This is a genomic window from Rhodoferax sp. GT1R46, from assembly GCF_056521285.1.
In genome coordinates, this window is the sequence record NZ_JBWMBC010000002.1 from 624,339 (window position 1) to 648,198 (window position 23,860).

23 protein-coding genes are annotated in these 23,860 nt (G+C 58.5%); 5 read left to right on the forward strand and 18 right to left on the reverse strand.

The window, feature by feature from the left end; genetic code table 11:
• Nucleotides 1-6: 6 nt before the first annotated feature.
• The 17 genes from AC097W_RS08415 to AC097W_RS08495 form a co-directional block, all read right to left on the reverse strand.
• A complete protein-coding gene (locus tag AC097W_RS08415) occupies nucleotides 7-1,380 on the reverse strand; it encodes an amidase (protein WP_479602038.1) in 1,374 nt (457 codons plus the stop codon).
• Nucleotides 1,377-2,264: an ABC transporter permease gene (locus tag AC097W_RS08420; protein WP_479602039.1), complete on the reverse strand. Its 888-nt coding sequence runs from the start codon at nucleotides 2,262-2,264 to the stop codon at nucleotides 1,377-1,379. The genes AC097W_RS08415 and AC097W_RS08420 overlap by 4 nt, the downstream gene beginning before the upstream one ends.
• A gap of 1 nt (nucleotide 2,265) precedes the next feature.
• Nucleotides 2,266-3,180: an ABC transporter permease gene (locus AC097W_RS08425; RefSeq protein ID WP_479602040.1), complete on the reverse strand. Its 915-nt coding sequence runs from the start codon at nucleotides 3,178-3,180 to the stop codon at nucleotides 2,266-2,268.
• Between the two features lie 21 nt (nucleotides 3,181-3,201).
• On the reverse strand, nucleotides 3,202-4,485 hold the full coding sequence (locus tag AC097W_RS08430) for an ABC transporter substrate-binding protein (protein ID WP_479602041.1): 1,284 nt from the start codon (nucleotides 4,483-4,485) through the stop codon (nucleotides 3,202-3,204).
• A gap of 78 nt (nucleotides 4,486-4,563) precedes the next feature.
• On the reverse strand, nucleotides 4,564-5,616 hold the full coding sequence (locus tag AC097W_RS08435; protein WP_479602042.1) for an ABC transporter ATP-binding protein: 1,053 nt from the start codon (nucleotides 5,614-5,616) through the stop codon (nucleotides 4,564-4,566).
• Nucleotides 5,617-5,736: 120 nt separating this feature from the next.
• Nucleotides 5,737-7,332, reverse strand: a complete 1,596-nt coding sequence (gene ggt / locus AC097W_RS08440) for a gamma-glutamyltransferase (protein ID WP_479602043.1) — start codon at nucleotides 7,330-7,332, stop codon at nucleotides 5,737-5,739.
• Nucleotides 7,329-8,225, reverse strand: a complete 897-nt coding sequence (locus AC097W_RS08445) for a polysaccharide deacetylase family protein (protein ID WP_479602044.1) — start codon at nucleotides 8,223-8,225, stop codon at nucleotides 7,329-7,331. The genes ggt and AC097W_RS08445 overlap by 4 nt, the downstream gene beginning before the upstream one ends.
• A 1-nt stretch (nucleotide 8,226) precedes the next feature.
• Nucleotides 8,227-8,640, reverse strand: a complete 414-nt coding sequence (locus AC097W_RS08450) for a nuclear transport factor 2 family protein (protein WP_479602045.1) — start codon at nucleotides 8,638-8,640, stop codon at nucleotides 8,227-8,229.
• Complete coding sequence (locus AC097W_RS08455) at nucleotides 8,637-9,164, reverse strand: ureidoglycolate lyase (RefSeq protein ID WP_479602046.1); 528 nt, start codon at nucleotides 9,162-9,164, stop codon at nucleotides 8,637-8,639. Before AC097W_RS08455 ends, AC097W_RS08450 begins: the two co-directional genes overlap by 4 nt.
• Nucleotides 9,165-9,170: 6 nt before the next feature.
• The gene (locus AC097W_RS08460) at nucleotides 9,171-10,067 is read right to left on the reverse strand and encodes a MurR/RpiR family transcriptional regulator (protein WP_479602047.1); all 897 of its coding nucleotides are present in this window, start codon (nucleotides 10,065-10,067) and stop codon (nucleotides 9,171-9,173) included.
• 35 nt (nucleotides 10,068-10,102) lie between these two features.
• The gene (gene hydA / locus AC097W_RS08465) at nucleotides 10,103-11,512 is read right to left on the reverse strand and encodes a dihydropyrimidinase (protein ID WP_479602048.1); all 1,410 of its coding nucleotides are present in this window, start codon (nucleotides 11,510-11,512) and stop codon (nucleotides 10,103-10,105) included.
• On the reverse strand, nucleotides 11,512-12,753 hold the full coding sequence (locus AC097W_RS08470; RefSeq protein ID WP_479602049.1) for a cysteine desulfurase-like protein: 1,242 nt from the start codon (nucleotides 12,751-12,753) through the stop codon (nucleotides 11,512-11,514). The genes hydA and AC097W_RS08470 overlap by 1 nt, the downstream gene beginning before the upstream one ends.
• Before the next feature lie 6 nt (nucleotides 12,754-12,759).
• A complete protein-coding gene (locus AC097W_RS08475) occupies nucleotides 12,760-13,503 on the reverse strand; it encodes an amino acid ABC transporter ATP-binding protein (protein WP_479602050.1) in 744 nt (247 codons plus the stop codon).
• 2 nt (nucleotides 13,504-13,505) lie between these two features.
• Nucleotides 13,506-14,177, reverse strand: coding sequence for an amino acid ABC transporter permease (locus tag AC097W_RS08480; protein WP_479602051.1), 672 nt, complete (start codon nucleotides 14,175-14,177; stop codon nucleotides 13,506-13,508).
• Nucleotides 14,178-14,249: 72 nt separating this feature from the next.
• Entirely contained in the window at nucleotides 14,250-15,044 is a 795-nt protein-coding gene (locus AC097W_RS08485; RefSeq protein WP_479602052.1) for a transporter substrate-binding domain-containing protein, read from the reverse strand.
• Between the two features lie 314 nt (nucleotides 15,045-15,358).
• Complete coding sequence (locus tag AC097W_RS08490) at nucleotides 15,359-16,564, reverse strand: serine hydrolase domain-containing protein (RefSeq protein WP_479602053.1); 1,206 nt, start codon at nucleotides 16,562-16,564, stop codon at nucleotides 15,359-15,361.
• Nucleotides 16,561-17,682 (reverse strand): NADH:flavin oxidoreductase/NADH oxidase, encoded by a 1,122-nt coding sequence (locus tag AC097W_RS08495; protein ID WP_479602054.1) that lies wholly within the window; start codon nucleotides 17,680-17,682, stop codon nucleotides 16,561-16,563. Before AC097W_RS08495 ends, AC097W_RS08490 begins: the two co-directional genes overlap by 4 nt.
• A 99-nt stretch (nucleotides 17,683-17,781) precedes the next feature.
• Between AC097W_RS08495 and AC097W_RS08500 the strand changes: the two genes are divergently transcribed.
• From AC097W_RS08500 to AC097W_RS08515, 4 genes are read left to right on the forward strand one after another with little or no spacing between them, the layout of a single operon-like run.
• Nucleotides 17,782-18,822, forward strand: a complete 1,041-nt coding sequence (locus AC097W_RS08500) for an SPFH domain-containing protein (protein WP_479602055.1) — start codon at nucleotides 17,782-17,784, stop codon at nucleotides 18,820-18,822.
• A gap of 33 nt (nucleotides 18,823-18,855) precedes the next feature.
• Complete coding sequence (locus tag AC097W_RS08505; protein ID WP_479602056.1) at nucleotides 18,856-20,364, forward strand: DUF4178 domain-containing protein; 1,509 nt, start codon at nucleotides 18,856-18,858, stop codon at nucleotides 20,362-20,364.
• Nucleotides 20,365-20,392: 28 nt separating this feature from the next.
• The gene (locus AC097W_RS08510) at nucleotides 20,393-20,611 is read left to right on the forward strand and encodes a DUF350 domain-containing protein (RefSeq protein WP_479602057.1); all 219 of its coding nucleotides are present in this window, start codon (nucleotides 20,393-20,395) and stop codon (nucleotides 20,609-20,611) included.
• Nucleotides 20,608-22,149 carry a polyamine aminopropyltransferase gene (locus AC097W_RS08515; RefSeq protein WP_479602058.1) on the forward strand — a complete coding sequence of 514 codons (1,542 nt, stop codon included), beginning with the start codon at nucleotides 20,608-20,610 and terminating at the stop codon, nucleotides 22,147-22,149. The genes AC097W_RS08510 and AC097W_RS08515 overlap by 4 nt, the downstream gene beginning before the upstream one ends.
• A gap of 10 nt (nucleotides 22,150-22,159) precedes the next feature.
• Here AC097W_RS08515 and AC097W_RS08520 read toward each other — a convergent pair whose 3' ends face one another.
• Nucleotides 22,160-23,092, reverse strand: coding sequence for a LysR family transcriptional regulator (locus AC097W_RS08520; RefSeq protein WP_479602059.1), 933 nt, complete (start codon nucleotides 23,090-23,092; stop codon nucleotides 22,160-22,162).
• Nucleotides 23,093-23,291: 199 nt separating this feature from the next.
• On the opposite strand from AC097W_RS08520, the gene AC097W_RS08525 reads away from it, so the two are divergent.
• A complete protein-coding gene (locus AC097W_RS08525; RefSeq protein ID WP_479602060.1) occupies nucleotides 23,292-23,618 on the forward strand; it encodes a hypothetical protein in 327 nt (108 codons plus the stop codon).
• Nucleotides 23,619-23,860: the final 242 nt, after the last annotated feature.

Sequence of the window (23,860 nt, forward strand, 5' to 3'; positions counted from 1 at the left end):
TAAGAGTCAGTGAACGGAATTTGGGTTGAGCATCAGCGACTCCACTGCCAATGCCGCCGCCAGTAAGGCGTCATCGTGTCCCCATGGCGCCGACACCAAGAGGCTGGTCGGGAGCCCCTGACGGTCCATACCCATGGGCAGAGCGACTCCACACCAATCCAGAAAATTTCCAAACAGGGTGTTTCGCAACGTCAAGAGGTTCGTGCGATGAAACAGCGCAGGATCAGCCTCGAGGGGAGCTAGCTCCGGTGCAACATGCGCCACGGTCGGCATCAGCACCAGCGCACCATTCAGATCCTGTGCGACAGCCGCGGCCAATCGAGTGCGCCCCGCCTGAATTTCCAGCAAGTCCAGCGCCATCATGGTTTTGCCGCGCGCGATCCGGCTCACCACCCGCGCATCCACCCTGGCTTTGTCAGCGCTTTCCATCCAGTGCCTGTGGAGTCGGTAGGATTCAGCTGCAGCGAGGGTTCCGTGTGGCAGCGTCAGGCGCTGCACTTCATCGAGTTCCGGCATGGGTCGCCGCGCGATATGGGCGCCCGCTTCTGCCAACCGCTGCAGAGCGGCTTCGAAGTGTGCCGAAACGTCAGGTTCCAGTTCATCCAGCACGACCGTGGTGGGAACTACGAATCGCATGCCGACCAAAGAACATGCCTGAATGGCGACCACGGGTACTCCGCGCAGGGCGGCGTCAAGGGCTATGCAATCGGCCACTGAATGGGCCAAGGGGCCGACAGAATCAAGACTCTCACTCAGTGGGAAAACACCGGTCTTGTCGATTCTTCCGGTGCTGCTCTTAAAGCCGACCAGTCCGTTGAAGGCTGCAGGCACTCTCACGGAACCGCCAGTGTCGGTGCCTATGCCCACAGGAACCAGTCCGCGGGCAACCGCCACCGCCGTACCACTGGATGAGCCACCCGGAACGCGCACGGAGCCCGTGCTGCAAGGGTTGGCAGGCGTGCCAAAGTGAGGGTTCAGTCCAAGGCCGGAGAAGGCGAACTCTGACAGATTGGTTTTGCCGATGCTGACCATGCCACAGTCTTTCAGGCGGGACGCCACGAGGCAATCGTGGGCCGCCACGGGGGCATTGCGCCGGAGGATTGATGCGGCCGTGGTGACCGTGCCTTCGAGGTCAAAGAGGTCTTTCCACACCATGGGCACGCCGTCGAGTGGGCCCAGCGGGCATTGATCCCGGTAGCGCTGGGTGCTGGCTTGGGCTTCCCTGCGAGCGCGCTCTGGCGTCAGGGTGATAAAGATCGACGGATCGGACAACGCGCACGCTTCGAGGGCCTGTTCGGTAACCTCCGCTGGAGTGGTTTGACCTTTGGCATAGGCCTGAGCCAACGCAAGCGCCGTTGAAAAAGCGGGGACGGAGGTCATCTTCTGCCTGCAGCAGCTTTTCGGCGGTTGAGTAAAGCAGCCAGACCCACTGCGGCACCGAGAACCACAAATGAGACGACTGTCGTTACCGTGCCAAGCGCATAGATGGACGGTGTGGTGACGGTGGTGGTCAAGCCCTGGAGTTCAAGGGGCAGCGTGTTGACATCGCCGATGGCCTGCGAAGTCCGCGCGATTTCATCCCAGCTCAAGGTAAAACCGAACATTCCGATGCCCACAATGGAGGGGGCGATTAGCGGTAGCACTACGTAACGGAAACTCTGCCAGGGTGTTGCCCCCAGATCGCGAGCAGCCTCCTCATAGGCCGGATTGAATCGGTTGAACACGGCAAACATGATCAGCAGCCCAAACGGCAGCGTCCATGTCAGGTGCGCGCCCAGTGCCGACGTAAACAGGCCCAAGGCGGATCCGTAGTTTTCCAACGCGTCGGTCATCCCAAGCAGTTCGAGCAGCTTCTTTACCCCCGTATCGAGCAGTCTGAACTCCAGCCCGATACCCAGTGACACAATGATGGAGGGCATGATCAAGCTCGCCACCACCACATAAAACAGCGCGTTTCCGCCCACCAGTTTTTTGCGAAACGCCAGACCCGCCAGAACTGAAAGCACAACGGTGAACGCCAGGACGGCGAAGCCCAGTCCCAGGGACCGCTTCAGGGCAGCACCAATATCCACAACCCCCAGCCCGTCGGCCAGTTTGTAAAACCAGTGCAGTGACAGTCCGCGCATGGGGAACGTCAAACCCCCTTCGGGGCCCTGAAAGCTGAGCACCACGATGACCAGCATCGGCCCATACATAAAGATTACAAACAGCGCAAAAAAGGCTGAAAGCAACCAGAAACTGCCGGAGCGATGATCGCGATTCATGTCAAAGTTCCTTGCGGATATCAACCAGTCGGGTCAGGCCCCAAATGATCATCAGCACCAGCGTCAACAGAATGACGGCGTTAGCGGCTGCCAGCGGGAACTGGATGTAGGAGGTCTGCACCTGAATGATTTTCCCGATGGACGCAATCTGTTGCCCGCCCATCACGCCGACCGTAACGAAGTCGCCCATGACGATGGTGATCACGAAGATGGAGCCAATGACGATTCCCGTGCGGGATAGCGGCACGATGACATTCCACAGCGTTTGCCAGCCCGATGCACCGCTGTCACTGGCAGCCTCGATGAGGCTGCGGTCGATGCGCATCATGGAGTTGAAAATGGGCACGATCATGAACATGGTGTACAGATGCACGAACGCCAGCACCACAGAAAAATCCGAAAAAAGTAACCACTCCACGGGGTGGTCTACCAGCCCCAGGCCGACCAGTCCCTGATTAACCAGACCGTTGCGTCCCAACAGCGGCACCCATGAAATCATGCGTATGACATTGGAGGTCCAGAAAGGAACGGTGCACAGGACGAATAACAGCGTTTGTACGTTGGGTGAGCGCACATGAAACGCGACAAAGTACGACACCGTGAAGCCGATCACCAGAGTAATCAGCCACACCAGAAAGCAGAACTTGAAAGTGGAAACATACGTCTTGAAGGTGACGCACATTTCGCCGGTATTGCCGCAGCCTTCAAAAATGGTAACGTAGTTTTTGAAGGTGAAGTCGGGCAACAATTCATACTCGGTGAAGCTCCAGAAGCTCACCATCAGGATCAACACCAAGGGCAGCAAAAAGAACAGTACGAACACGAGCGATAGAGGCGCAGCCTGCCACCACGCGCCCGAATTTCTCCGGGTGGCCTGGAGGGATTGGTGGTTCGGGGTGGTGGCAGGTGCGCTCATTTTGGGGAGACTTGCTGCAGGTCAGGCGGCAACAAACTCATTCCATTTTTGGACCATGTAGGTGTTCTCGTCCATCAGAGCATTCCAGCAGGCGACGGCTCCCATGCGTTGCTCATAACTGCCACCATCGCGCAGTTCGCCGGTCTTGGCCAGCAGGTCACCTTGTGGGCTCTTGATGTCCTGCGTCGCGGGTTTGCCTTCCATCCAGTAGGCCCATTCGTAGGCATCCATCTTGGACTTGGCCGTTTCCAGCACCGCGCTGTAATAGCCCTGGCGGTTCAGATAGGCACCCGCCCAGCCGTCGAGGAACCAGTTGATGAACTCGTAGGCGCCATCCAGCTTGCGTCCAGACAACGTGGTTGGCAGACCAAAGCCCGACGCCCACGACCGGTAGCCCTCTTTGAGTGGCTGGAATGTGCACGCTACACCCTTGGTGCGCACGGCGGTTACGGCAGGAGACCACATCGACTGGATCACGACCTCGCCTGAGGCCATCAGGCTTACTGATTCGTTAAAGTCCTTCCACAGGCTGCGGAACTGGCCTTGCTTCTTGGCTTCAATCAGCGTTTTGATGGTGAGGTCGATTTCCTTCTTGGTCATATTCCCTTTGTCCGGGTACTTGTAAATGCCCATGGCTTCGACCACCATGGCAGCGTCCATGATGCCAATCGACGGGATGTTCAGAATCGAGGCCTTGCCTTTGAACTCCGGATTCAGCAACTCTGCCCATGACGAAATGGGCCGCTTGATCAGGTCAGGACGAATGCCCAATGTGTCTGCGTTGTAGGTTGTAGGGATCAGCGACATGTACTGTGTCGGGCTGGTGGCAAAAACCTTGCTTTTTTCGCCCTCGAGAAAGATGACTTTCTTGGGTGCAGTGCCTTGGTCACCAATCATTTTTCCAGCAACCTTCCCGGTTGTGAACACAGACGTAATCTTGTCAGCGTTCTTGATGCGCTTGGTGTCGATGCCCTTGATGTTGCCGGTGGGGACCAGCTTCTTGAGCTGGAAATATTCAGAGTCGAGCAGGTCAAAGCTGTTGGGCGCCGTAATGGCGCGTTTGCTCACATCATCAGTCGTCACGGCCACATACTGAATCGTGATCCCTGTGTCCGCCTTGAATCTCTCGGCAATCGCCTTGTCCTGGTTTACTGCAGTGCCCAGGTAGCGCAAGACGATCGGCTCAGAAGAATGAACCGCCGGGAAAATACCGGCTGCCAAAATGCCTGCGGTGCCCTTGAGGAGGGATCGACGGGCTACCAAAGTATTGAGTGGAAGTTGTTTTTCCGAAGGGGTATCAGACATGGTGAAAGCTCCTTGTGGCGTGGTGAAGTCTTCTGTTGAAGACGGGTTGAGAAAATCAGGTGAAAAGCAAGTTAAGAATCAGCTGACAAGGCCACCCGAATGCAATGGGTGTGCTGCCTCGGGGGCCCATGACAGTTGTACGGTTTCGCCCAGCGCGTATGGGCGGGACGCAAAAGTGGCTTCCGGAACCATGACGGATAGCTCGGCAGTACTTGCTGCGTTCTGCGTGATCCCCGGGTTCTGCAGGCCCACCAGCACATAGGTGCCTTGGTACTCGACGTCCGTGATCGTGGCATCGCGGTTGCGTGTCGCGTCGGCGGGCTCAGAGCCGGCGGTGCGTATCAGAATGCGGTCGGTACGCACCCCGATTTTTCCTTTCGGCGTATCCATGATGTTGTGGCCACCCATGAATCGGGCTACAAACTCGCTCACCGGGCGGTTGTAGATTTCGTGGGGCGAGCCCCGCTGTTCAATCTTTCCGTGGTTCATTACCACCATGGTGTCGGCCAGAGCCATCGCCTCTTCCTGGGAATGTGTCACATGGATGAAGGTGAGTCCCAATTCTTTTTGCCAGCGGCGCAATTCGGCTCGCATCTGGATACGCAAGAACGGGTCCAGCGCAGACAAGGGCTCGTCCAGCAGCAGCACTTTGGGTTGTGTGATCAGCGCCCGCGCTAGCGCCACGCGTTGCTGCTGGCCGCCCGAGAGCTCTGCGGGCTTGCGGTCGGTCAGTTGTCCCATGGCGACCCTCTCCAGCAAATCGCCCGCTTGCATGTGGCGCTGCTTCTTGGCTACGCCTTTCATCTTCAGGCTAAAGGCTACGTTGTCCAGCGCCGAGAGGTGTGGGAACAAGGCGAAACTCTGGAACATCATCGCTGTGCCCCGTTCGGCCGCCGGCAGGTTGGTGATGTTCCGGTTTTCCAGCAGGATATCGCCCGCACTCACGGACTCGTGTCCGGCCACCATGCGCAGCGTCGTGCTCTTGCCACATCCCGACGGGCCTAGCAGGCAGCAGTAGCTCCCACTGGCGACGCGCAGATTGATGTTGTCCACTGCAGGTTTGCCGGGGCCATATTGCTTGCTCAGGCCTATGACTTCAATGGCGTTTGCGGTTGGGGCTGCTGCATTCATGCCTTGACATACGCAAAGGGCGTGCCAGCCTTTGTATGCAATTTAGTGGCAGCGTGTACGCAAAGTGCCCTTGAATTGTGCTGCGCTGCACCGCATCAGGGCGCACCGTATCGAATCGGCTCAATCTGGAAGGCCCAGTGCCACGCCGTCACTGCGCGGGTCGTGGGCGCCCGACATCAGACCGGTCACCGGATCGATCACGATCGCCCCCGGGTGTCCCATCAATGGATTTTTTCGGGTCATTGCGTTGAGTTGATGGCCTCGTCTTTTCAGCTCGGCGCGGGTTTCTACCGCAATGTCGTCTTCTAACTTGAGTGAGTCGCTTGCATCGGAAAACGTCTTTCCCAGCAGGAATCGGGGTTTGGACAGGGCTTCCATCGGGTCCATCCCGTAGTCGATGCACCGTGTGAGTACGGCGGCTAGCGTCTGCGGTTGTCCATCCGCCCCTTGTGTGCCGTAGAGAAGATTCACCTTGCCATTCTTTGTGTACATCCCCGGGTTGAGTGTGTGAAATGGCCGCTTGCCTGGAGCCAGAACATTCGGGTGCTGGGGGTCCAGGGAGAACGATGCACCGCGGTTGTGCCAAATCAGTCCTGTGTCACCCACCATCACGCCGCTACCCCAGTCGTAGTAGACGGTGGCGAGCATTGACACGCAATTGCCCGACGGGTCTGCAGCACCTACGTAGACCGTATCGCCGGTCCTGAGTGCGTGCGGCCAAGGTAGCGCTCTGTCCATTTGGATGGCGCCAGCTTTCTGGTCGAGGTACTTGTCGGAAAGTAGCATTCCCGTTGGCACCTCGCCAAAGTCGGGATCTGCGACATAGCGGTTTCGATCCATGAACGCCTGCTTGACTGCTTCCACCAGCAGGTGGTAATAATCCGCGCTGCCTTCAGGAATGCTTTGCAAATCAAAGCGCTGCAAGATACCCATGATTTCCAGCGTTGTCACACCTTGTGTTGGTGGTTGGTGCGCCAGCAGATGGCCTCCGCGGTATGCAACACGGAGAGCTGGCTCCAGACGTGATCGGGTGGCGCCCAAATCGGACAGTGTCAGCGGCGAGCCTGCCGCAGCAAGGCCACGCGCGATGCGCTCTGCGAGCTTGCCTTCATAGAAGTCGCGCGGGCCGCGTTCGGCGAGTATTTCAAGCGTATTCGCAAGAGCTACCTGCGTCAGGACGTCGCCTTGGCGTGGCATGTGACCATTGACCTGATAGGCGCGGTAAACGTCGGCTAGGCACGCACGTTCACCTAAGCGAAAATTCAGCCAAAAGCGCTGTGATTCAGTCACTGGAAATCCATTGCGCGCGAGTTCAATGGCAGGGGCTAACAGCTCTCCCCAGCTTTTCTTCCCCGCAAGCTGTGAATGACTGATTTCAAATGCCGTGCCCAAGGCATCCACGGTCGCTGCACTGGTCAAGGTAGAGCGCGGTCCGCGAAAAGGAATGGCACCTCGGTAATCCGACGTGTCGATAGCCGCCTGTCCGATACCCGAGATCGTTTGCACCTTGCCGGTTGCGTCTGAAATCAACAGGAAGGCATCTCCACCGAGTCCACAGAAATGGGGGTATGTCACGCACAGGCAGGTCACCGTGGCAATCGCCGCTTCTACCGCGTTGCCACCTGCGGCCAATACGTCAAGCCCTCGTTGGGTTGCCAGCGCGTGGGGGCTGGTAACCATTCCCCTGCTGGACTTTGCAGAGCCTGGTGTTGTCATGCGTGAACTGACTGCGCGTGCTCACCAATGCGTCCGGGGGTTGTCAGCCAGATTTCGCCGCGATCGCGCAGTGTCGCAATATGGGCAAGTGCCCGGCGCAAGTGCCGCAGTCGATACGGTTGACCAACGATGTAGGGGTGCAGTGCAATGCCCATTGCCAGCGGTTGATGCTGCGACTGATGCAACATTTCATCGAAGTTATCGATGATCAGGTCTGCGAACGCCGCGCCATCCATCAGTCTTCCGATCACCATGGGAATGTCATTCACTTCTTGGGGGTACGGAACAGCCCAGAGGGTCTTACCGTTGCGGGTGTTCAGACGTGTGGGCTGATCGTCATGGCACCAATTCAAGGTGTACGTGTACCCTTCCTCTGCCAATAAATCGCTGGTGGAGTTGCTCTCGGAGATCCAGGGTGATAGCCAACCAGTCGGCGGCTTGCCGCAAAAATCTTCTATTCGCTGGCGACAGCCGGCCACTAATTCCCGCTCTTCGTCTTCGGTCAAGCTGGACTGGCGAAAGGAGTTGCTGTGACCGTGGCCAATGAATTCATCGCCACGTTCGACGAGTGCCCGCAGAAGCGCCGGGCAGTGCTCAATCAGGGCCGTGTTGATCAGCGCACCGGTAGGTATGCTCAATTGGTCAAACAGCTCCAGGCAACGCCAGGCGCCGACCCGGTTGCCATATTCGCGCCAGCTGTAGTTGAGCACGTCTGGCTGCGGCGAGGCAGGGCCTATGCAAGCGCCCAAACCCTCACCATAAGCGAAATGTTCCAGGTTGAAGCCGATGTACACCGCCAGGCGCGCACCGTTTGGCCAGCAGTAATCTTTGCGCCCTGTTACGGGGCTGTAAGTGAAACGTGCGCTGTCCGGAATGGGGTCGAATACCGACATCTCACAACTCGCATAACCCGGCACGCGCGAGAAGCCACTCGGCGCTGTCGTTCCACACATCCATCTGAACAATCTTGCCGTGACGCACTACGTACCGATCCACATAACGATTGCCTTCAAATGCAGTGCGGTCAAGCCATTCCCCGTGCAAGGTCCCGATGTTGTAGACAATGGCCTCTTCATCGTTGGCCCCCTCCACCACATCGGTGCGCTCAAAGCGCTTCTTCACCCAGGCATAACGACTTGCATTGAATGCGCTGCATTCGGTCGGGTCACGCATTTCACGGCCACCGGTAAAGCGGATGCGCAACTCTGGCGATGTAAAGACCCGTGCGCCAGCCGGGTCAGGAATCATGATGATTCTTAGAAATTTCTCAACAATTTCTCTCGGCCCTGCGGACTTTTCCAGTGTCATTTCTGTTCCTTGTAATTTACCCAGATAGACGACGCGCAGACGTCGACTTCATCCAGATTGCTGTCGGCAATGGAGCCGGCCCTGTCAATTACCAAAAAGTCTGTCGCCTGCTTCACAGCGATCAATGGATGGTGCCAGATGCCACGGGCATAGTTCACGCCCTGCCCCGGATTCGCCAGGAAGCAACGAATGTCAATGACCTCCAGCGCCTCGGCTGCTGGTGCAACCACGACCAGGAAGGGCATACCTGTCATGGAGACAAATGCCTGGCTACCCAGGGGATGCCGCTCCATGACCTGCAGTTGAAATGGCATGGTTCGAGGCCTCGCCCTAAAAATGCTGACGATGGCGCGCCCACCTTCGTGTGACACATCCAATTTTGCAAGGTCGTGAAAGCGCTCCGCAAAACCTCCATTGATCGTAAAGTGGCGGGCGGTTTCGCTGGCTTCAATCACCTCTCCAAAAGCAGAAAACGATTCAGAGCGCAGTGGTTCGATCCGGAGCGTTTTCGGGAAGTTCGTCATCGAGCGTCAGCAATCAATATCAAGCAAATCAGGCACATCCTTGGCATTGCCCTTTGCCGGCTTTCTTCGTTTGTTACGCTTGCCAAATGCCAGTCCCATTGCCAGTGTTTGCGCCAGGCACATCGCGCTGGTAAGCGACCTGAAACCTCTGAGCTCTGCATCATTCACCTCCAAAACCACCTCTGCGCCTTTGGCGATCGGGCTCAAGATGGCGTTGGTGATGGCTAGCAGCTTGGCGCCCTTGGCAATAATCTGCTCACACACCAGTAGGGTATCCGCGGCATAGGGCGGGAAACTGATCGCAATCAAAAGGTCCTGTTCATTGGCAATGCTGGCCTGCTCAGCAATTGCGCCTCCAAGTCCGGTAATGTGTACGGTCGGCTGCCCGACGCGGTTCAGTGCATAGGCCAAGTAGGCTGCGACCGCGTATGAGCGTCTGAGTCCAACTACATGGACAATCCTCGCCTTCTGAATCAGAGCGATGGCTTCCTTCAATGGCAAAGTTGCAGCATCCGCCTGCAAGTGCTCCAGCGAAACAATGTTGGCTTGGCTGAACGCCTGCAATACGTCAACCGGATTGTCAGGGTGGTTCAACGTTTGCTCGCCGCCGAAATGCCGGATGCGTTCACGGTAAGTGGGCTTCACGGGGCGTTGCAGGGGTTCCCGGAAAAGTCGCTGCAATTCAGAATAACCGTCAAAGCCCAGCGCTTTAGCCAAACGAATGAATGCCGCCGGGGCAATGCCCGCACGCAGTGCGACCGTCGCTACAGGACTCAATGCCACGTCATTGGGATGTTCCAAGGCGTATGTCGCCGCGTCGCGCATACGTGGAGTTAGACGCGCACTCTCCTGATTGATGAGCGAACGAAGGCCTTCCAGTGTGGTGGGTTTGGCGTTAATCATGGGTTGATCATAGCCAGCAGATTTGTCTAAATCTTTCAAAAGGCACGCACCTGGCCTCGGGGAACAAAGCGTCCCATGCCTTCGCGACCATGCCAGTTCTGGCCGTCAACGATCAGGGTACCGCGCAAAAAAACCTTCTCGACGCGGCCTTGTAACGTGCGCCCCTCCAACAGCGTGTGGTCGCAGTTGCTGTGCAAATGCTTGGCCTGAATCGTCTGAGTGACAGCCGGATTAAAAAGCACGATATCGGCATCACTTCCCACCGCGACGGTCCCCTTTTTCGGGAAAAGCCCGAACAGCTTGGCGGGCGTTGTGGAAGTCAGCTCGACAAACCGGTTGAGTGAGAGCCTGCCTTGCATCACGCCGATATCAAAAAGACTCACCAGGCGCGTCTCAATTCCAGGCGCGCCGTTGGGGATCATGGAAAAGTCATCTTTACCTCGCATCTTCTGAAGGCGGTAACCCAAGTGGCCTTCTTTCATGCAAAACGGGCAATGGTCAGTCGCAATCACTTGCAGATCGTCATATCGCAACGCGCGCCAGAGATGCTTCTGATCATGCGGGGTGCGCAGAGGCGGTGTCATCACGTATTTGGCAATTTCAAAGTCATCTGACGCATAAACCGAATCGTCAAATAGCAAGTAGTGTGGACATGTCTCCGCAAATACCGGGATGCCTTCCGCACGCGCCGCTACGATGTGCTTGAGTGCCTCGTTGCTGGATACGTGAACAAAATAAATGGGCGCTTGTGCCAATTCCGCCAGGCGAATTCCGCGGTGGGTGGCTTCGCCTTCCAGGATGGCTGGCCGCGTCATGGCGTGGTAACGCGGTGATGTATGTCCTGCTTCCAGTGCTTCCTTGATCAACAGATCGATCACCGTGCCGTTTTCCGCGTGTAGCGCGACCATACCGCCATCGGCACCCACTTGCCGCAGCATCCGGAAGATGGCGGCATCGTCGGCCATCATGACGCCGGGGTAGGCCATGAACATTTTGAAGCTGGTCACGCCCTCATGGTGCATGGCAAATCGCACGTCCTTGAGCACCTGGTCGTCTACCCGGGTCACGATCACATGCAAACTGTAGTCTACCGCCACCTGGGATTCAGCGCTGCGCTGCGCCCTGGCGATGGCGCCCAGAGGTGAGTCGGTTTGGGTTTGCAATGCGAAATCAACTATGGTCGTCGTGCCGCCAAATGCTGCTGCACGTGTGCCGCTTGCAAACGTGTCGCAGGTGATGGTCGGGCCAATCACATTCTCAAGGTGGACATGGGTGTCCACACCTCCGGGTAGCACATAGAGTCCGGTTGCGTCGACCACGGTGACATCTGGGCCTACTTCTACGCTTTTGCCGATCGTGTGGATGATGCCATCCTGCATCAGCACATCCGCTACGTAGTCGTCGGTTGCGGTAATGATCCGACCGTTGCGTATCAGTGTTGCCATCACCCGATGGCCTCATCCAGGTGGCGGATCAGACGTTCGATTTCATCGGCCGAGTTGTAATGGGCAATCGACACCCGCACCACACCGCCCTGCGTATGCAAGCCCAGACTCTCGATCAGGCGCTTGGCATAGAAATCACCAAAACGAATGCCGATCTGAAAGCGGTCCACGTGACGGACGATAGATTCGGGGGATCGCCCCTTCACGACAAAACTGATGGTGGGCACCCGACCTCCATCGCCAACGGAAGTGCGGCCAATCACTTTTACCGACTGCTTGCTGGCAAGGAACGCCAGCAAACGCGCTGCGAGAAGGTCCTCATGGGATTCAAAGGCAGCAAACGCAGCCTGCATTTTTTCGCGTGGGGTACCGAAAGACCCCAGGCGGCTGCCCATGTCGACCAGGTAGTCGCAAATACCAATGCAGCCGTAGGACAACTCGTAGTTCACATTGCCCGGTTGCAGCTTGTAGGGGATGGTCTCCCTGGTGATGAAGTAATGGTTAAGACTTGCCAAACTTAGAAGCAGTTCGCGTTTACCCCAAAGCACCGCGTAATGCGGGCCAAAAACCTTGTAAAAACTGAAGACGTAGAGGTCGGCGCCACTGGCCTGCACGTCCACCAGTCGGTGCGGCGCATAGGCAACTGCGTCCACGCAAAGCCGCGCACCGACGGCATGTACCAGCGCTGCCACTTCGCTGACCGGGTTCACCGTGCCCAGGATGTTGGAGGCATGGGTCATCGCAACCCACTTCACTTTGGAGGACAGCATCGCTTGGAGGTCCGGCAAATCCAGCTCCAAAGTCTGCGGATTCACATTCCAGAATCGAACAACGGCACCTGCACTTTGCAGCCTTAGCCAGCAACCGATATTGGCCTCATGGTCCGTGTTTGTAACGATGATTTCGTCACCGGGTTCAATGCTCGGCAAGATGGCATGGGTGACCTGGAACATCAGCGCCGTGGTGGCGCCACCCATCACCACTTCATCATCGAACGGTGCATTGATAAGCTCTGCCACCGCCTTGCGCGCAGCCAGCACTTTTGAGCTTGCATCCTGCGAGTGCGCATAGCTCGCGCCCAGTTGAACGCTGCTGGTGAGGAGGTAGTCCCGGATGCGGTCTGCAACCCGACGCAAAACCAGTGAGCCACCTGCGTTATCAAGAAAGGCAAAGTCACTCGCTAGCGCCGGAAACTCCGCGCGGACGTGGTCGATGTTGAGGTTCAGTGTGGATATGGGCATAGAGGTTCAGTGTTGAAGGACGGCCTTCAGGAAGGCCTGGGTACGCGCCTCTTTGGGCGCATTGAAGAAGAGCTCCGGGGCACCCTGTTCGACCACACGTCCCGCTTCCATAAAGACGACCTGGTTGGCAACACGCTTGGCGAATCCCATTTCGTGGGTCACGATCACCATGGTCACGCCGGTTTTTGCCAGGTTCTGCATGACTTCAAGGACCTCGCCGACCATCTCTGGATCGAGCGCCGACGTCGGTTCGTCAAACAGCAGGACCTTGGGCTGCATGGCCAGTGCCCGGGCAATGGCAACACGTTGTTGCTGTCCACCTGACAATTGCGCCGGGTATTTGTGGGAATGCGCAGCGAGTCCGACTTTTTCCAGAAGTTCCAGGGCCAGACGCTCCGCTTCTTCTCTGTGCGCGCCGCGCACACGCAGTGGACCCAGTGCAACGTTGTCCAGAGCCGTCAAATGCGGGAAGAGGTTGAAGCTCTGGAACACCATTCCTACTTCCGCGCGGACTTTGCTGAGATCTGCGCCGCGTTGCACCTTGTTGCCGTCCACCCGGATCGTGCCACCTTGGTATTCCTCAAGGAGATTGATGCAGCGGATCAAGGTGGATTTTCCTGAACCCGAGGGGCCCACCACCACCACCACTTCTCCGGACTGCACTTCCAGATCGATGTCATGCAACACCTCTACCACTCCGTAGGATTTTCGGAGTTTTTCGATTTGAATCAGGGCTGGCATCGGCGGCATGGTCAATGGGTGTTTTTACGATGGTTCGACTCGAAATAACTGACCAGACGAACCAGCGGAAGAAGAATGAGAAGGTACAAAAATGCGGCCCCAATCAGGGGCGTGGGGTTAGCCGCTAACGCCTGTGCCTGTGTTGCCTGCTTCAGCAAGTCAGGCATGGCCACTACCGATGCAAGGGCGGTATCTTTGAGAACATTGATGCAATTGCTGGTGAGTGGAGGCGTCACAATTCGGAAAGCCTGGGGCAAGACAACGTAGCGCATGCTGCGAATAAAGCTCAAGCCAATGGCGTCTGCTGCTTCAAACTGCCCCTTGGGAACTGCCTCAATACCGGCCCGGAAAATTTCGGCCGTATAAGCACACGAGACCATGGTGATCGCCACCGCAGCCGATACAAATGAGGACATCCTGATGCCGACGAATGGCAAGGCGTAGTAGACCAAAACCAGCAAGACCAGGAGTGGGATTGATCGCAGTACATCAATGTAAATACGCGCCACCGTCTGTAGGGGTGTTGGACCATAAAGCCGTGCCAGCGCCGTCAATAGCCCGGCTACCATGCCCGCAACGATGCTGACGGTACCCAGCAGGATGGTGATCCAGAGCCCCTCCAGCAAAGATGGCAGGGCGCCCAGAAAGACCGACCAGTTGAAAAAAGTGTCAATCAAACTCATATATGCGTGAGGGTGGAATTACACGGCGGAGTGACGGGAGCCGCTCGCCGCGCACGGGCAGAAAATCGGCGCTTAGAGTTTGGGAACATCCATCACCTTGACACTGGATGACGAGTCAGGTGGGGTGCTTCCAAACCATTTCTTGTGGGTTGCGGCGACGAAACCTTCCTTCTTCAGCAAAGTCAGGATGTCGTTGATCTTGGCTGCGTCAGCGAAGTTCTTGGCGAACATGAACGAGTAGCGCTCGTTGGTTGGAATACGCGCCGCGATCTTGTACTGGGGCTTGTCCTTGATGTAGTACTCCACCGCCGGGATGTCGCTGATGTAACCATCAATGCGGCCCGCTGCCAGATCCAGCATCGCGGGTGCGAGACCCTCATAGCGGGAGATTTTCGCGATCTTCAATTTGGCGGTGTTTTCAGTGGCGTACATGTCGCCGGTGGAAGCCGTGTCTACGCCGACCGTCTTGCCGCCCAAATCCTCCAGTTTGTCGATCTTGGTGGTCTTCAAAACGGAGAGCGACTGGTCACTGTCGTAGTAAGGTTGCGCGAAGGACAGCGACTCCAGACGCTTGGGTGTAATGGTGATGGACGAGATGGCAATTTGAATCCGACCGGATTGAACTGCGGGGAACAGCCCGTTGAAAGGAATGTTTTCAATTTGAATGGTCTTGCCGGCGCGTTTGGCCACTTCGGTGGCCAAGTCGATTTCAAAGCCGACAAACTTGCCGGAGGCATCCTGAAACTCCCAGGGGACGTTTCCGATGTTGGCACCCACGACCCAGTCTGCGGCAGTGGCACTGCCGGCGGCGGACACTGCGGCCACCAAGCTCATTACCAGGCGTCCTGCTATTCGATTGAATTTCATAGTACGTTACTCCAAATATTCGGTTGTGTGAAAAGTGTCTGCGGTGACACAGATGGCCCGATCCACCAGCCGCTTCGCAAGCAATTGACGCGAATATCCAATGGATGTGGAACGATACCGCAATGAATTATTTAAATCAAGATTTATTTTTTTGAAATATTTGCGTCACTTTGGTGCGCAAAAATTGCATTGCACAAAAAGGATGCACGATAAGCACCAATACCGAACGGGATGGGTCTCAAGGCTGCCCAGGCCTTGCCCGTTAGCGTGAAACGCTGCGGTGCAAGCAGCGTATTAGCCTGCGCCGGTGCAGCCTAATCCAGCCTGCAGCGGTAGAGCGCCTGGCACAGCGCCAGTGCGCGCGGGGAGCGGATGCGCCAGTCGCAGCGATTCATGGTGTAGGCAAAGGCCAGCTGGGCTTGCGGGTCACACCAGCCCAAAGCGCCGCCCATGCCGGGGTGCCCAAACGATGCGCGGTTGGGCGAAAAGACACCGTCGTCCTCTTTCAAGAAGCCCTGTGCCCAGCCCAGGGGCTTGCCCAGCACCAGGTCACGCGAACTCCAGCCCTGGCGGCGTAAAAGGGGCGCAATGGTTTCAGATGCCACGTAGCGCCGACCCTGCCACTGGCCACCCAGCGACCACGGAACATAGGCGCGTGCCAGTCCGCGCGCCGTGGCGGTGGCCGATGCCCAGGCCAGACTGTGACGGCGCACCGGCGGCTGGTTGTAGATGCCCATGCCGCCGGGTGCCGGTGGATTCATGAAGGCCTGTTTGGCGTGGCCGCCGCGCAATAAAGAGCGGGCCACGTGGGCTTCGGTGCTGTTCCCAAGCAGGGCTGCCCAGACCATCTTGCCTACGCGTGCGGTCATGGAGCCGGGGTACAGCGTGGCCACCCGGTGGTCCTGCCCGGGTGGCGTGCCGAGAAAAACGTCGGCGCCCAGCGGGTCCAGGTATTCGCGGTGCAAAAACGTGTGCAGCGGCTCGTGGCAGACCTTCTCGAAAAAAGTGCTGGCGTACATGCCGTAACTCAGTGCGTGGTAGCCCTGCTGCGTATCGACGGCCCACGCCGGCGCCTGGGTCTCCAGAGCCGTACGCACGTCCGACGCCTGGTCCGGGCCACACAGTTGCGCCAGGGTTAATGGAGTCGCAATAGCAGCTAGACCGGCGCGGTGGTTGAATAGCTGGCGCACCGTGATGTGCGCCTTGCCCGCTTGGCCGAATGCGGGCCAATACCGGGCGACCGGTGCATCCCACGCAAAGGCGCCGCGCTCTGCGGCCAGATTCAGCGCCATGGCGGCCAGGCCTTTAGTGGCAGAAAACACGACGATCAGGCTGTCAGCCGTCCACGGGGTTTGCAATGCCGTGTCGGCCAGCCCGCCCCACAGGTCGACTACCTTCTCACCCCGGTGATACACGCACAGGCTCGCACCGATTTCCTCCCCTTGTGCAAAGGACCTAGCGAACTGCGCCGCCAGGGGCTCAAAGCCAGGTGCAACCTGACCCTGCACAGGACCACTCATCGCATGCCAATGGACACTTTGCCAAACACAGCCTGGGCCTCCCGCGACAGGCAGCGCCAGTAGTTTTCCTGCGCCTTGACTTCGCCGCCGAGTGCCGCCGCAGCATGCCAGCCCCAGCGCGGCTCATACAAAAAGGCACGGGCCAGCGCAATCAGGTCGGCGTCACCCGCCTGCAATATGGCTTCGGCTTGCTGCGCGTCGGTGATCAAGCCCACTGCCATGGTGGGCAGGCCGCTGGTGTCGCGTATGTCGCGTGCAAAGGGCACCTGGTAGCCGGCGCCCAAAGCAATTTTCTGTGCGGGTGAAATCCCGCCAGAGGACACGTGAATGAAATCGCAGCCCAGTGATTTCAATCGCTTGGCAAGCTCTGTACTTTGCGCCACGTCCCAGCCGCCCTCCACCCAATCGCTGGCCGACAGTCGCAAGCCCAAAACGCCATCAAAAGCCTTCCGTACGGCTGCAAACACTTCCAGTGGATAGCGGATGCGGTTCTCAAAGCTGCCGCCATAGGCATCGCTGCGCTGGTTGGAAACGGGTGACAAAAACTCGTGCAGCAAATAGCCGTGTGCCGCGTGGAGCTCGATGGCGTCAATGCCCATGCGGTCTGCGCGTTGCGCCGCGGTGACGAAAGCGTCGCGCACCTGAGCCATACAGGCTGGCGTCATTTCCGCTGGCGGAGATTCGCCGGGCAACTGGGGCAGTGCGGAGGGACCAAACGTTTCCCAGCCGCCGTCCGCCGGGGCAATCAGTTGCCCGCCTTTCCATGGCACGGCGCTGGACGCCTTGCGCCCCGCATGGGCCAGTTGGATGCAGACGGCAGTGGGGGGTGCCAGTTTCCGTGCGCGCTGCAGGGTGTCGGCCAAGGCGTTTGCGGTGCGGTCGTCCCACAGGCCCAGGCAGCCGGGGGTGATGCGCCCCTCGGGCACCACGGCCGTGGCTTCGATGGTGAACAGCCCGGCGCCGCTGTTGAGCAGGTTGCCCCAGTGCATCAGGTGCCAGTCAGCGGCCTCGCCGTCCTGGACCGCATATTGGCACATGGGCGCGACCACGATGCGGTTGGGCAAAGCCAGGCCACCGCGGGGCGACGGGAGGTGAAAAGGGGTAAAAAGAAGGCTCATGGGAGCGAGCATATCTCAGGCGTGTGGCAGGCGGTTTTCCTTTGTCGTCGCTGTGTATCATTCTCCCTGCAACCCCCAATCACCCGAGGAGACCTTGCCATGGCCCTGATGGATTTCATCAAGAAACAGTTCATAGACGTTATCCAGTGGACCGAAGAAGGCGATGGCACGCTGGCCTGGCGCTTTCCCATGGCGGGCATGGAGATTCAGAACGGCGGGCAACTCGTGGTCCGCGAATCGCAAATGGCGGTGTTCGTGAACGAAGGCAAAGTGGCCGATGTGTTTGGCCCCGGCACCCACAAGCTCACCACACAGACCCTGCCGGTGCTGACCTACCTGCAGAACTGGGACAAGCTGTTTGAGTCGCCCTTCAAAAGCGATGTGTACTTCTTCAGCACGCGCCAGCAGATCGACCAGAAGTGGGGAACGCCGCAGCCCATCACCATCCGCGACAAGGACTTTGGTGCGGTGCGCCTGCGCGCCTTTGGCAACTACGCCTTCCGCATTACTGACCCCAAGCTGTTCCACACTGAAATTTCGGGCACGCGTGACATCTATTCGGTGGCGGATGTCGATGGTCAGTTGCGTGGACTGGTGCTGCAAAACATCAGCAATGCGATTGCCGCCAGTGGCATTCCGTTCCTGGACCTGGCCGCCAATCAGATTGAGTTTGCCAAGGCCCTGAGCACGGCCCTGCAGCCCGAAATGGCGAAGCTGGGCCTGAAGCTGGAGGCCATGACGGTACAAAGCGTTTCGCTGCCCGAAGAGCTGCAAAAAATTCTTGATCAGAAAATTGGCATGGGTATGGTCGGCAACGACATGGGCAAGTTCATGCAGTACCAGACCGCGCAGGCCATACCCAAATTTGCCGAAGGCGGCGGTGGAGGCAGTGGCATTGCAGGCGATGCGATGGGCCTGGGTGCCGGTGTCGCGTTGGGCCAGGTGCTGGCGCAAAACCTGCAGGCTGGTTTGCAGGGTCATACACAGGCTGCTGCGCCCGCGATCGCCCCGGCTGTGGGGGTGAAAGCTGAAGACGTGATGGCTACGCTTGAAAAACTGGGCGAGCTCAAAAGCAAAGGCATCCTGACCCAGGAAGAGTTCGATGCCAAAAAGGCGGAGTTGCTGAAAAAACTGGTTTAGGCCGGCTGCTTTGCATCGGATCCAGGCAGCGCCTTGGCAACTCTGACACCCGGCCCCCAACGCCGCTACACCGCGCCCTGTCCGGGCTGCGGTGCGCCGGTCGAATTCCGCTCGGCGCAGTCTACGCACGCAGTGTGCGGCTATTGCCAGAGTACCGTCGCGCGCCAGGGGGAAGTGCTGTCGCGCATCGGCAAGATGGCCGAACTGTTTGACGACCACAGTCCGCTGCAGCTGTTTGCCACAGGTCAGTACAACAAGCGCAACTTCACGCTGATCGGGCGTTTGCAATACAAAATTGCAGAAGGAACATGGGCCGAGTGGAATGCCCTGTTTGACGATGGCGAGTCAGGCTGGCTGGCTGAGGACAACGGAGCCTATGTTTTCACCGTGCCGCTGCAGACACAGCGCGATTTGCCCGAAGCCGGACGCTTCCGGGTGGGTGCTACCACGGCCATCAACGGCAAGCCCTACAACGTCGCCAGCAATGTGCGGGCGGTGCTGATCAGTGCGCAAGGCGAGGTACCCACGCTGCCGCCCCTGGGGCAAGCCTTTGACATGGTGGAGTTGCGCAGCGAAACCGGTGAGGTGCTCAGCATTGATTACGCCAGCCAGCCGCCGACCGTGTCGCAAGGCAGGGCCGTGTTGCTGGATGACTTGCAGCTCAAGGGCATGAAGGACGAGTCGGTCAAAAATGAGAAAGGCCGCCAGTTCAACTGCCCGCATTGCGGCGCACCGGTCACGGTGGCGCTCGCGACCAGCAAGAGCATCACCTGCGGCAGCTGCAACAGTTTGATCGACTTGAGTCAGGGCATTGGCGGCGAGCTGAAGGCCGCCATGCAGGACGAACCCGTCCAGCCCCTGATTCCCCTGGGTACGCTGGGCACCTTGCAGGGCGTGCACTGGCAGGTGGTGGGCTTTCAGCACCGCATGGGCGTAGCCCCCGGAGATGACGAGCACTTTGGCTGGAGCGAATACCTGCTCTACAACCAGAAGCGGGGCTTCAGTTTTCTGGTCGACTCGGAAGAAGGCTGGAGTCTGGTGCGCCCCACGACTGGTGCGCCCAAAATGGCCAGCGCCAACGCGGGAACGGCATCGTATCTGGGCACTCACTACACCATCAAATACAGCTACAACGCAGAAACCAATTACGTGTGCGGCGAGTTCTACTGGCGCGTACAGCGCGGCCAGAAAACCTTCAACCGAGACTTTACCAGTGGCAAACGCTTGCTGTCGCAGGAGCAAAGTGGCACCGAAGTGGTCTGGTCCAGCGGTGACCAGATAAGCAGCGATGCCGTTGCCACTGCGTTTGGCCTTCAGGAAAAGAAAGACCTGCTCAAGCGCGACGATGTGGCCCCCTTCAATGCCGCGTCCAGCATGGGCGTTGGCACCATCATCGTGGTGGTGTTGGTCACCCTGCTGCTGTTGGTGCTGCTGAGCCGCTGCTCCCGTTGTGATCCGCGGGTGGAGAATTGTTCCTCATCGAGTTCGCGCAGTTCAGGCGGTTCGTTTGGCGGGTTTTCCGGTGGCGGAGGCCACAAGTAATGCAACCCATTTTTTCTAGGAGAGTCCCATGGGCTATGAACTGTTGAAACCGGGCGCCATCGTCGCCTCGCTGGTATTTGCGCTCATCGGCGTGGCGGTGTTCTGGCTGTGCTTTGTCATCATCGACAAGATCACACCCTACGATTTGTGGAACGAAATCGTGGAGAAGCAAAACGTGGCGCTGGCGCTGGTGGTCGCGGCCATGAGCCTGGGCATTTGCATCATCGTGGCGGCGGCCATTCATTGAACACCCCCCGGCGCGCACCCCGTCCCCTCGAAGTCACGCTCTTAGCCAGCGTCTTCGTGGTGGCCGCCTGCGGGCTGGTGTACGAACTGACCGCGGGCGCCCTGGCCTCCTACCTGCTGGGCGATTCGGTGCTGCAGTTCTCTACGGTGATCGGCAGCTACCTGTTTGCCATGGGCGTGGGCTCATGGTTGTCGCGCTTTCTGGAGCGGCAACTGCCGGCGTATTTTTTGCGCATTGAACTGCTGGTCGCGCTGGCCGGCGGTGCACTCCCCGCCGTCCTGTTTCTGGCTAATGCCTACACGCCGGGAGCGTTTCGCTTTTTGCTCTACGCCATGGTCGGTGTGGTGGGCGTGCTGGTGGGGCTGGAGATTCCGCTGGTGATGCGCATCCTCAAGCGGGAGGTGGCGCTCAAGGATCTGGTGTCACAGGTGCTCACCTTTGACTACCTGGGCGCGCTGGCCGTGTCCATTGCCTTTCCGCTGCTGTTAGTGCCACAACTGGGGCTGATCCGCACGGGCCTGCTGTTTGGGCTGCTGAATGCGGCGGTGGCGTTCTGGACGCTGTGGGTATTTCGCCATGAACTGCGACGCTTTGGCGCGCACGCAGTGGCCTGTGCACTTACTGTGGCGGTGCTCGCCGGGGGCTTTGTTGTCGCAGACCAGATCACCACCTTGGCCGAAGACAAGTTCTACCATGACCGCATCGTGCTGGCCGCAACCTCGCCTTACCAGCGCATCGTGGTGACAAACGGTCGGACCGGGCACAAGCTGTTTCTCAATGGCAACTTGCAGTTTGCCGAGCGTGACGAATACCGTTATCACGAAGCGCTGGTGCATCCCGCCATGGCAGCCTTTGGCGCGCCGCGCAGAGTGGCGGTGCTGGGCGGTGGCGATGGCATGGCCGTGCGCGAAATCCTCAAATACCCGAGCGTGGAAAGCGTGACCCTGGTCGAACTGGACCCCAACATGACGGGCCTGTTTGCCAAAGACACAGCCATGGTGCGGCTCAATGCCGGATCGCTCAGTTCACCCAAGCTGCACATCGTCAACACCGACGCATTCCAGTGGCTGCAGAGCGGTGAAAAAGACGGCTCAGATATGTTCGACGTGATCGTGGTGGACTTCCCCGATCCCACCAACTTCTCCATCGGAAAGCTCTACACCAGCAGCTTCTACGCCCTGCTGGCGCAGCGCCTCTCCGCCAGTGGCTACGCGGTCATCCAGACCACGTCGCCCCTGGTGGCGCGCCAGAGTTTCTGGACCGTGGTTACCACCATCGAATCCGTGGGCCTGCACGCCACGCCCTACCACGCCAATGTGCCCAGCTTTGGCGAGTGGGGCTACATCATCGCCAGCCACCGGCCCTGGCACATGCCCAAGGCGTTACCTGAAGGCCTGCGTTTCCTGAGCCCGCAAACCCTGCCCCTGTTGTTTGATTTTCCGAACGACATGGTGCGGGTACCGGCAGAGGTAAACCGGTTGTCGAACCAGGTGCTGGTGACGACGTATGAAGCAGAGTGGGGGCGGGTGCAACCTTGAAAAAAGTGTCTCAGCAGTTATCACAGGCTGTTTGCGCGCGCGATACCTTCAGCCGGGTCTGATCGGTCAGGTATTCCAGGAACACCCGGGTACGTTCCGGCAAAAACTTGCGACTGGGAAGTGCGGCATAAATGGTGAACTGCCCCGTGATCCAGGGCCGCAGAATCCGCACCAGTTGACCGCTGGCCAGTTCATTGGTCACCCGGTCTACGGAGGTGGATGTGATACCGGCCCCGTTCAAGGCGGCATGCAGTAGCGTGTCCGTGTGGTTGGCCCATAGCACCGGCTCCACTTCGAGGTCCAGATACTCGTCGGGGCGCTCCGCCTGAAACAGGTGCCACACGCGCGGGCGCGAACCGGGGGCCTTCACGCGCAGGCATTCATGCTGTGCCAGCTCTTGCGGTGTCTGTGGCGTGCCCTTGCGTTTGAGGTAGGCTGGGGACGCGACCAGAATGGCCTCAGTGGAAATGATCTTGCGCGCAATCACATCGCCATTGAACGTTGCATCCGCGCCCATCAAAGTGATGTCGTAATCCTCCACGGCGGGCTCGGAAAAAGACTCCACGTCAATGTCCAGGCGGATCTTGGGGTACAACACGCGAAACCCCCCCACCAGTGGCGCCAGCACATGGGTTGCCAGCACCGGCAGCGACAGCAGGCGCAGCACGCCCGACAGCTCATGCGTATGAGAGCTGGCCATTCCGTGGGCTTCGTCAATGTCCTGCAAAATGGCCCGCACCCGGGTTAGATAGGTCTCCCCCGCCTCGCTCAGAGACAGGCGGCGTGTGGTGCGGTGCAATAGGCGGGTGCCCAGATGCTCCTCCAGATCGGCCACCAGCCGGGTTACCACCGCGGGCGACATATCCAGGGCCCGCGCGGCGGCGGCGAAGCCTCCTTCATCGATCACCCGCTGAAAAACCCGCATCGACATCAAGCGATCCATAGCGTACTTTCTTCGTGATTACCGGCTCTATTATTTCTTATTCCGCAATGTATCGATGCTGAAAAGGCTATTTCTCTTTGTCCGTAGAAATTTTAAAGTTCACCCATCGACGAGACGAAACGTTAAACGCCCCTTCGATGCTGCTCTGACGGCCCGCCGCCACCCCAGCAGGATCTTCAACTTAAAAAGGATAGTCATCATGAAAACGTCTTACACAGCCACCATCGTTCTTGCACTCGCCACATTGGCTGCCGGTCAATCCATGGCAGCGGATATGTCGGCCTCCACAACCCGCGCCCCCATGCGTTCTGGCGGTGACGTCATTGAGCCCGCAACCGGCCAAAAGCTCAGCGAACTGTTCCCCGCTGTCTACTCCAGCGCACCTGCCGCACCCCGTGCCCAGGTGACTGCCGAGACCGTGAAAGCCCAAAATGCTGACAACAGCGGTGATGTCATTGAGCCCGCTACTGGTCAGAAGATGCGTGACCTGTTCCCCGCTCGCTACCCAGCTCAAGCCGGCAAGTAATCGGCATTTGGCTGAAAAGCCTACAAAAGGGCGCGGTGTCGTGGACACCGCGCCCTTTTTGCGTTGTACCCGGTTGACTGCACGGGCATCGTCGACGGGTGTCCAGCAGCCGTCTTTGTATATGACAGGCTGCCCTATTGTTTCTAATTCCGCAATGTATCGATGCTGAAAAGGCTATTTCTCTTTGTCTGTAGAAATTTTAAAGTTCACCCATCGACGAGACGAAACGCTAAACGCCCCTT

Excerpts from the sequence above, each read along its gene's own strand:
- AC097W_RS08415 (WP_479602038.1), bottom strand. The coding sequence starts at position 1,380 with ATGACCTCCGTCCCCGCTTTTTCAACGGCGCTTGCGTTGGCTCAGGCC.
- AC097W_RS08420 (WP_479602039.1), bottom strand. The coding sequence starts at position 2,264 with ATGAATCGCGATCATCGCTCCGGCAGTTTCTGGTTGCTTTCAGCCTTT.
- AC097W_RS08425 (WP_479602040.1), bottom strand. The coding sequence starts at position 3,180 with ATGAGCGCACCTGCCACCACCCCGAACCACCAATCCCTCCAGGCCACC.
- AC097W_RS08430 (WP_479602041.1), bottom strand. The coding sequence starts at position 4,485 with ATGTCTGATACCCCTTCGGAAAAACAACTTCCACTCAATACTTTGGTA.
- AC097W_RS08435 (WP_479602042.1), bottom strand. The coding sequence starts at position 5,616 with ATGAATGCAGCAGCCCCAACCGCAAACGCCATTGAAGTCATAGGCCTG.
- ggt (WP_479602043.1), bottom strand. The coding sequence starts at position 7,332 with ATGACAACACCAGGCTCTGCAAAGTCCAGCAGGGGAATGGTTACCAGC.
- AC097W_RS08445 (WP_479602044.1), bottom strand. The coding sequence starts at position 8,225 with ATGTCGGTATTCGACCCCATTCCGGACAGCGCACGTTTCACTTACAGC.
- AC097W_RS08450 (WP_479602045.1), bottom strand. The coding sequence starts at position 8,640 with ATGACACTGGAAAAGTCCGCAGGGCCGAGAGAAATTGTTGAGAAATTT.
- AC097W_RS08455 (WP_479602046.1), bottom strand. The coding sequence starts at position 9,164 with ATGACGAACTTCCCGAAAACGCTCCGGATCGAACCACTGCGCTCTGAA.
- AC097W_RS08460 (WP_479602047.1), bottom strand. The coding sequence starts at position 10,067 with ATGATTAACGCCAAACCCACCACACTGGAAGGCCTTCGTTCGCTCATC.
- hydA (WP_479602048.1), bottom strand. The coding sequence starts at position 11,512 with ATGGCAACACTGATACGCAACGGTCGGATCATTACCGCAACCGACGAC.
- AC097W_RS08470 (WP_479602049.1), bottom strand. The coding sequence starts at position 12,753 with ATGCCCATATCCACACTGAACCTCAACATCGACCACGTCCGCGCGGAG.
- AC097W_RS08475 (WP_479602050.1), bottom strand. The coding sequence starts at position 13,503 with ATGCCGCCGATGCCAGCCCTGATTCAAATCGAAAAACTCCGAAAATCC.
- AC097W_RS08480 (WP_479602051.1), bottom strand. The coding sequence starts at position 14,177 with ATGAGTTTGATTGACACTTTTTTCAACTGGTCGGTCTTTCTGGGCGCC.
- AC097W_RS08485 (WP_479602052.1), bottom strand. The coding sequence starts at position 15,044 with ATGAAATTCAATCGAATAGCAGGACGCCTGGTAATGAGCTTGGTGGCC.
- AC097W_RS08490 (WP_479602053.1), bottom strand. The coding sequence starts at position 16,564 with ATGAGTGGTCCTGTGCAGGGTCAGGTTGCACCTGGCTTTGAGCCCCTG.
- AC097W_RS08495 (WP_479602054.1), bottom strand. The coding sequence starts at position 17,682 with ATGAGCCTTCTTTTTACCCCTTTTCACCTCCCGTCGCCCCGCGGTGGC.
- AC097W_RS08500 (WP_479602055.1), top strand. The coding sequence starts at position 17,782 with ATGGCCCTGATGGATTTCATCAAGAAACAGTTCATAGACGTTATCCAG.
- AC097W_RS08510 (WP_479602057.1), top strand. The coding sequence starts at position 20,393 with ATGGGCTATGAACTGTTGAAACCGGGCGCCATCGTCGCCTCGCTGGTA.
- AC097W_RS08520 (WP_479602059.1), bottom strand. The coding sequence starts at position 23,092 with ATGGATCGCTTGATGTCGATGCGGGTTTTTCAGCGGGTGATCGATGAA.
- AC097W_RS08525 (WP_479602060.1), top strand. The coding sequence starts at position 23,292 with ATGAAAACGTCTTACACAGCCACCATCGTTCTTGCACTCGCCACATTG.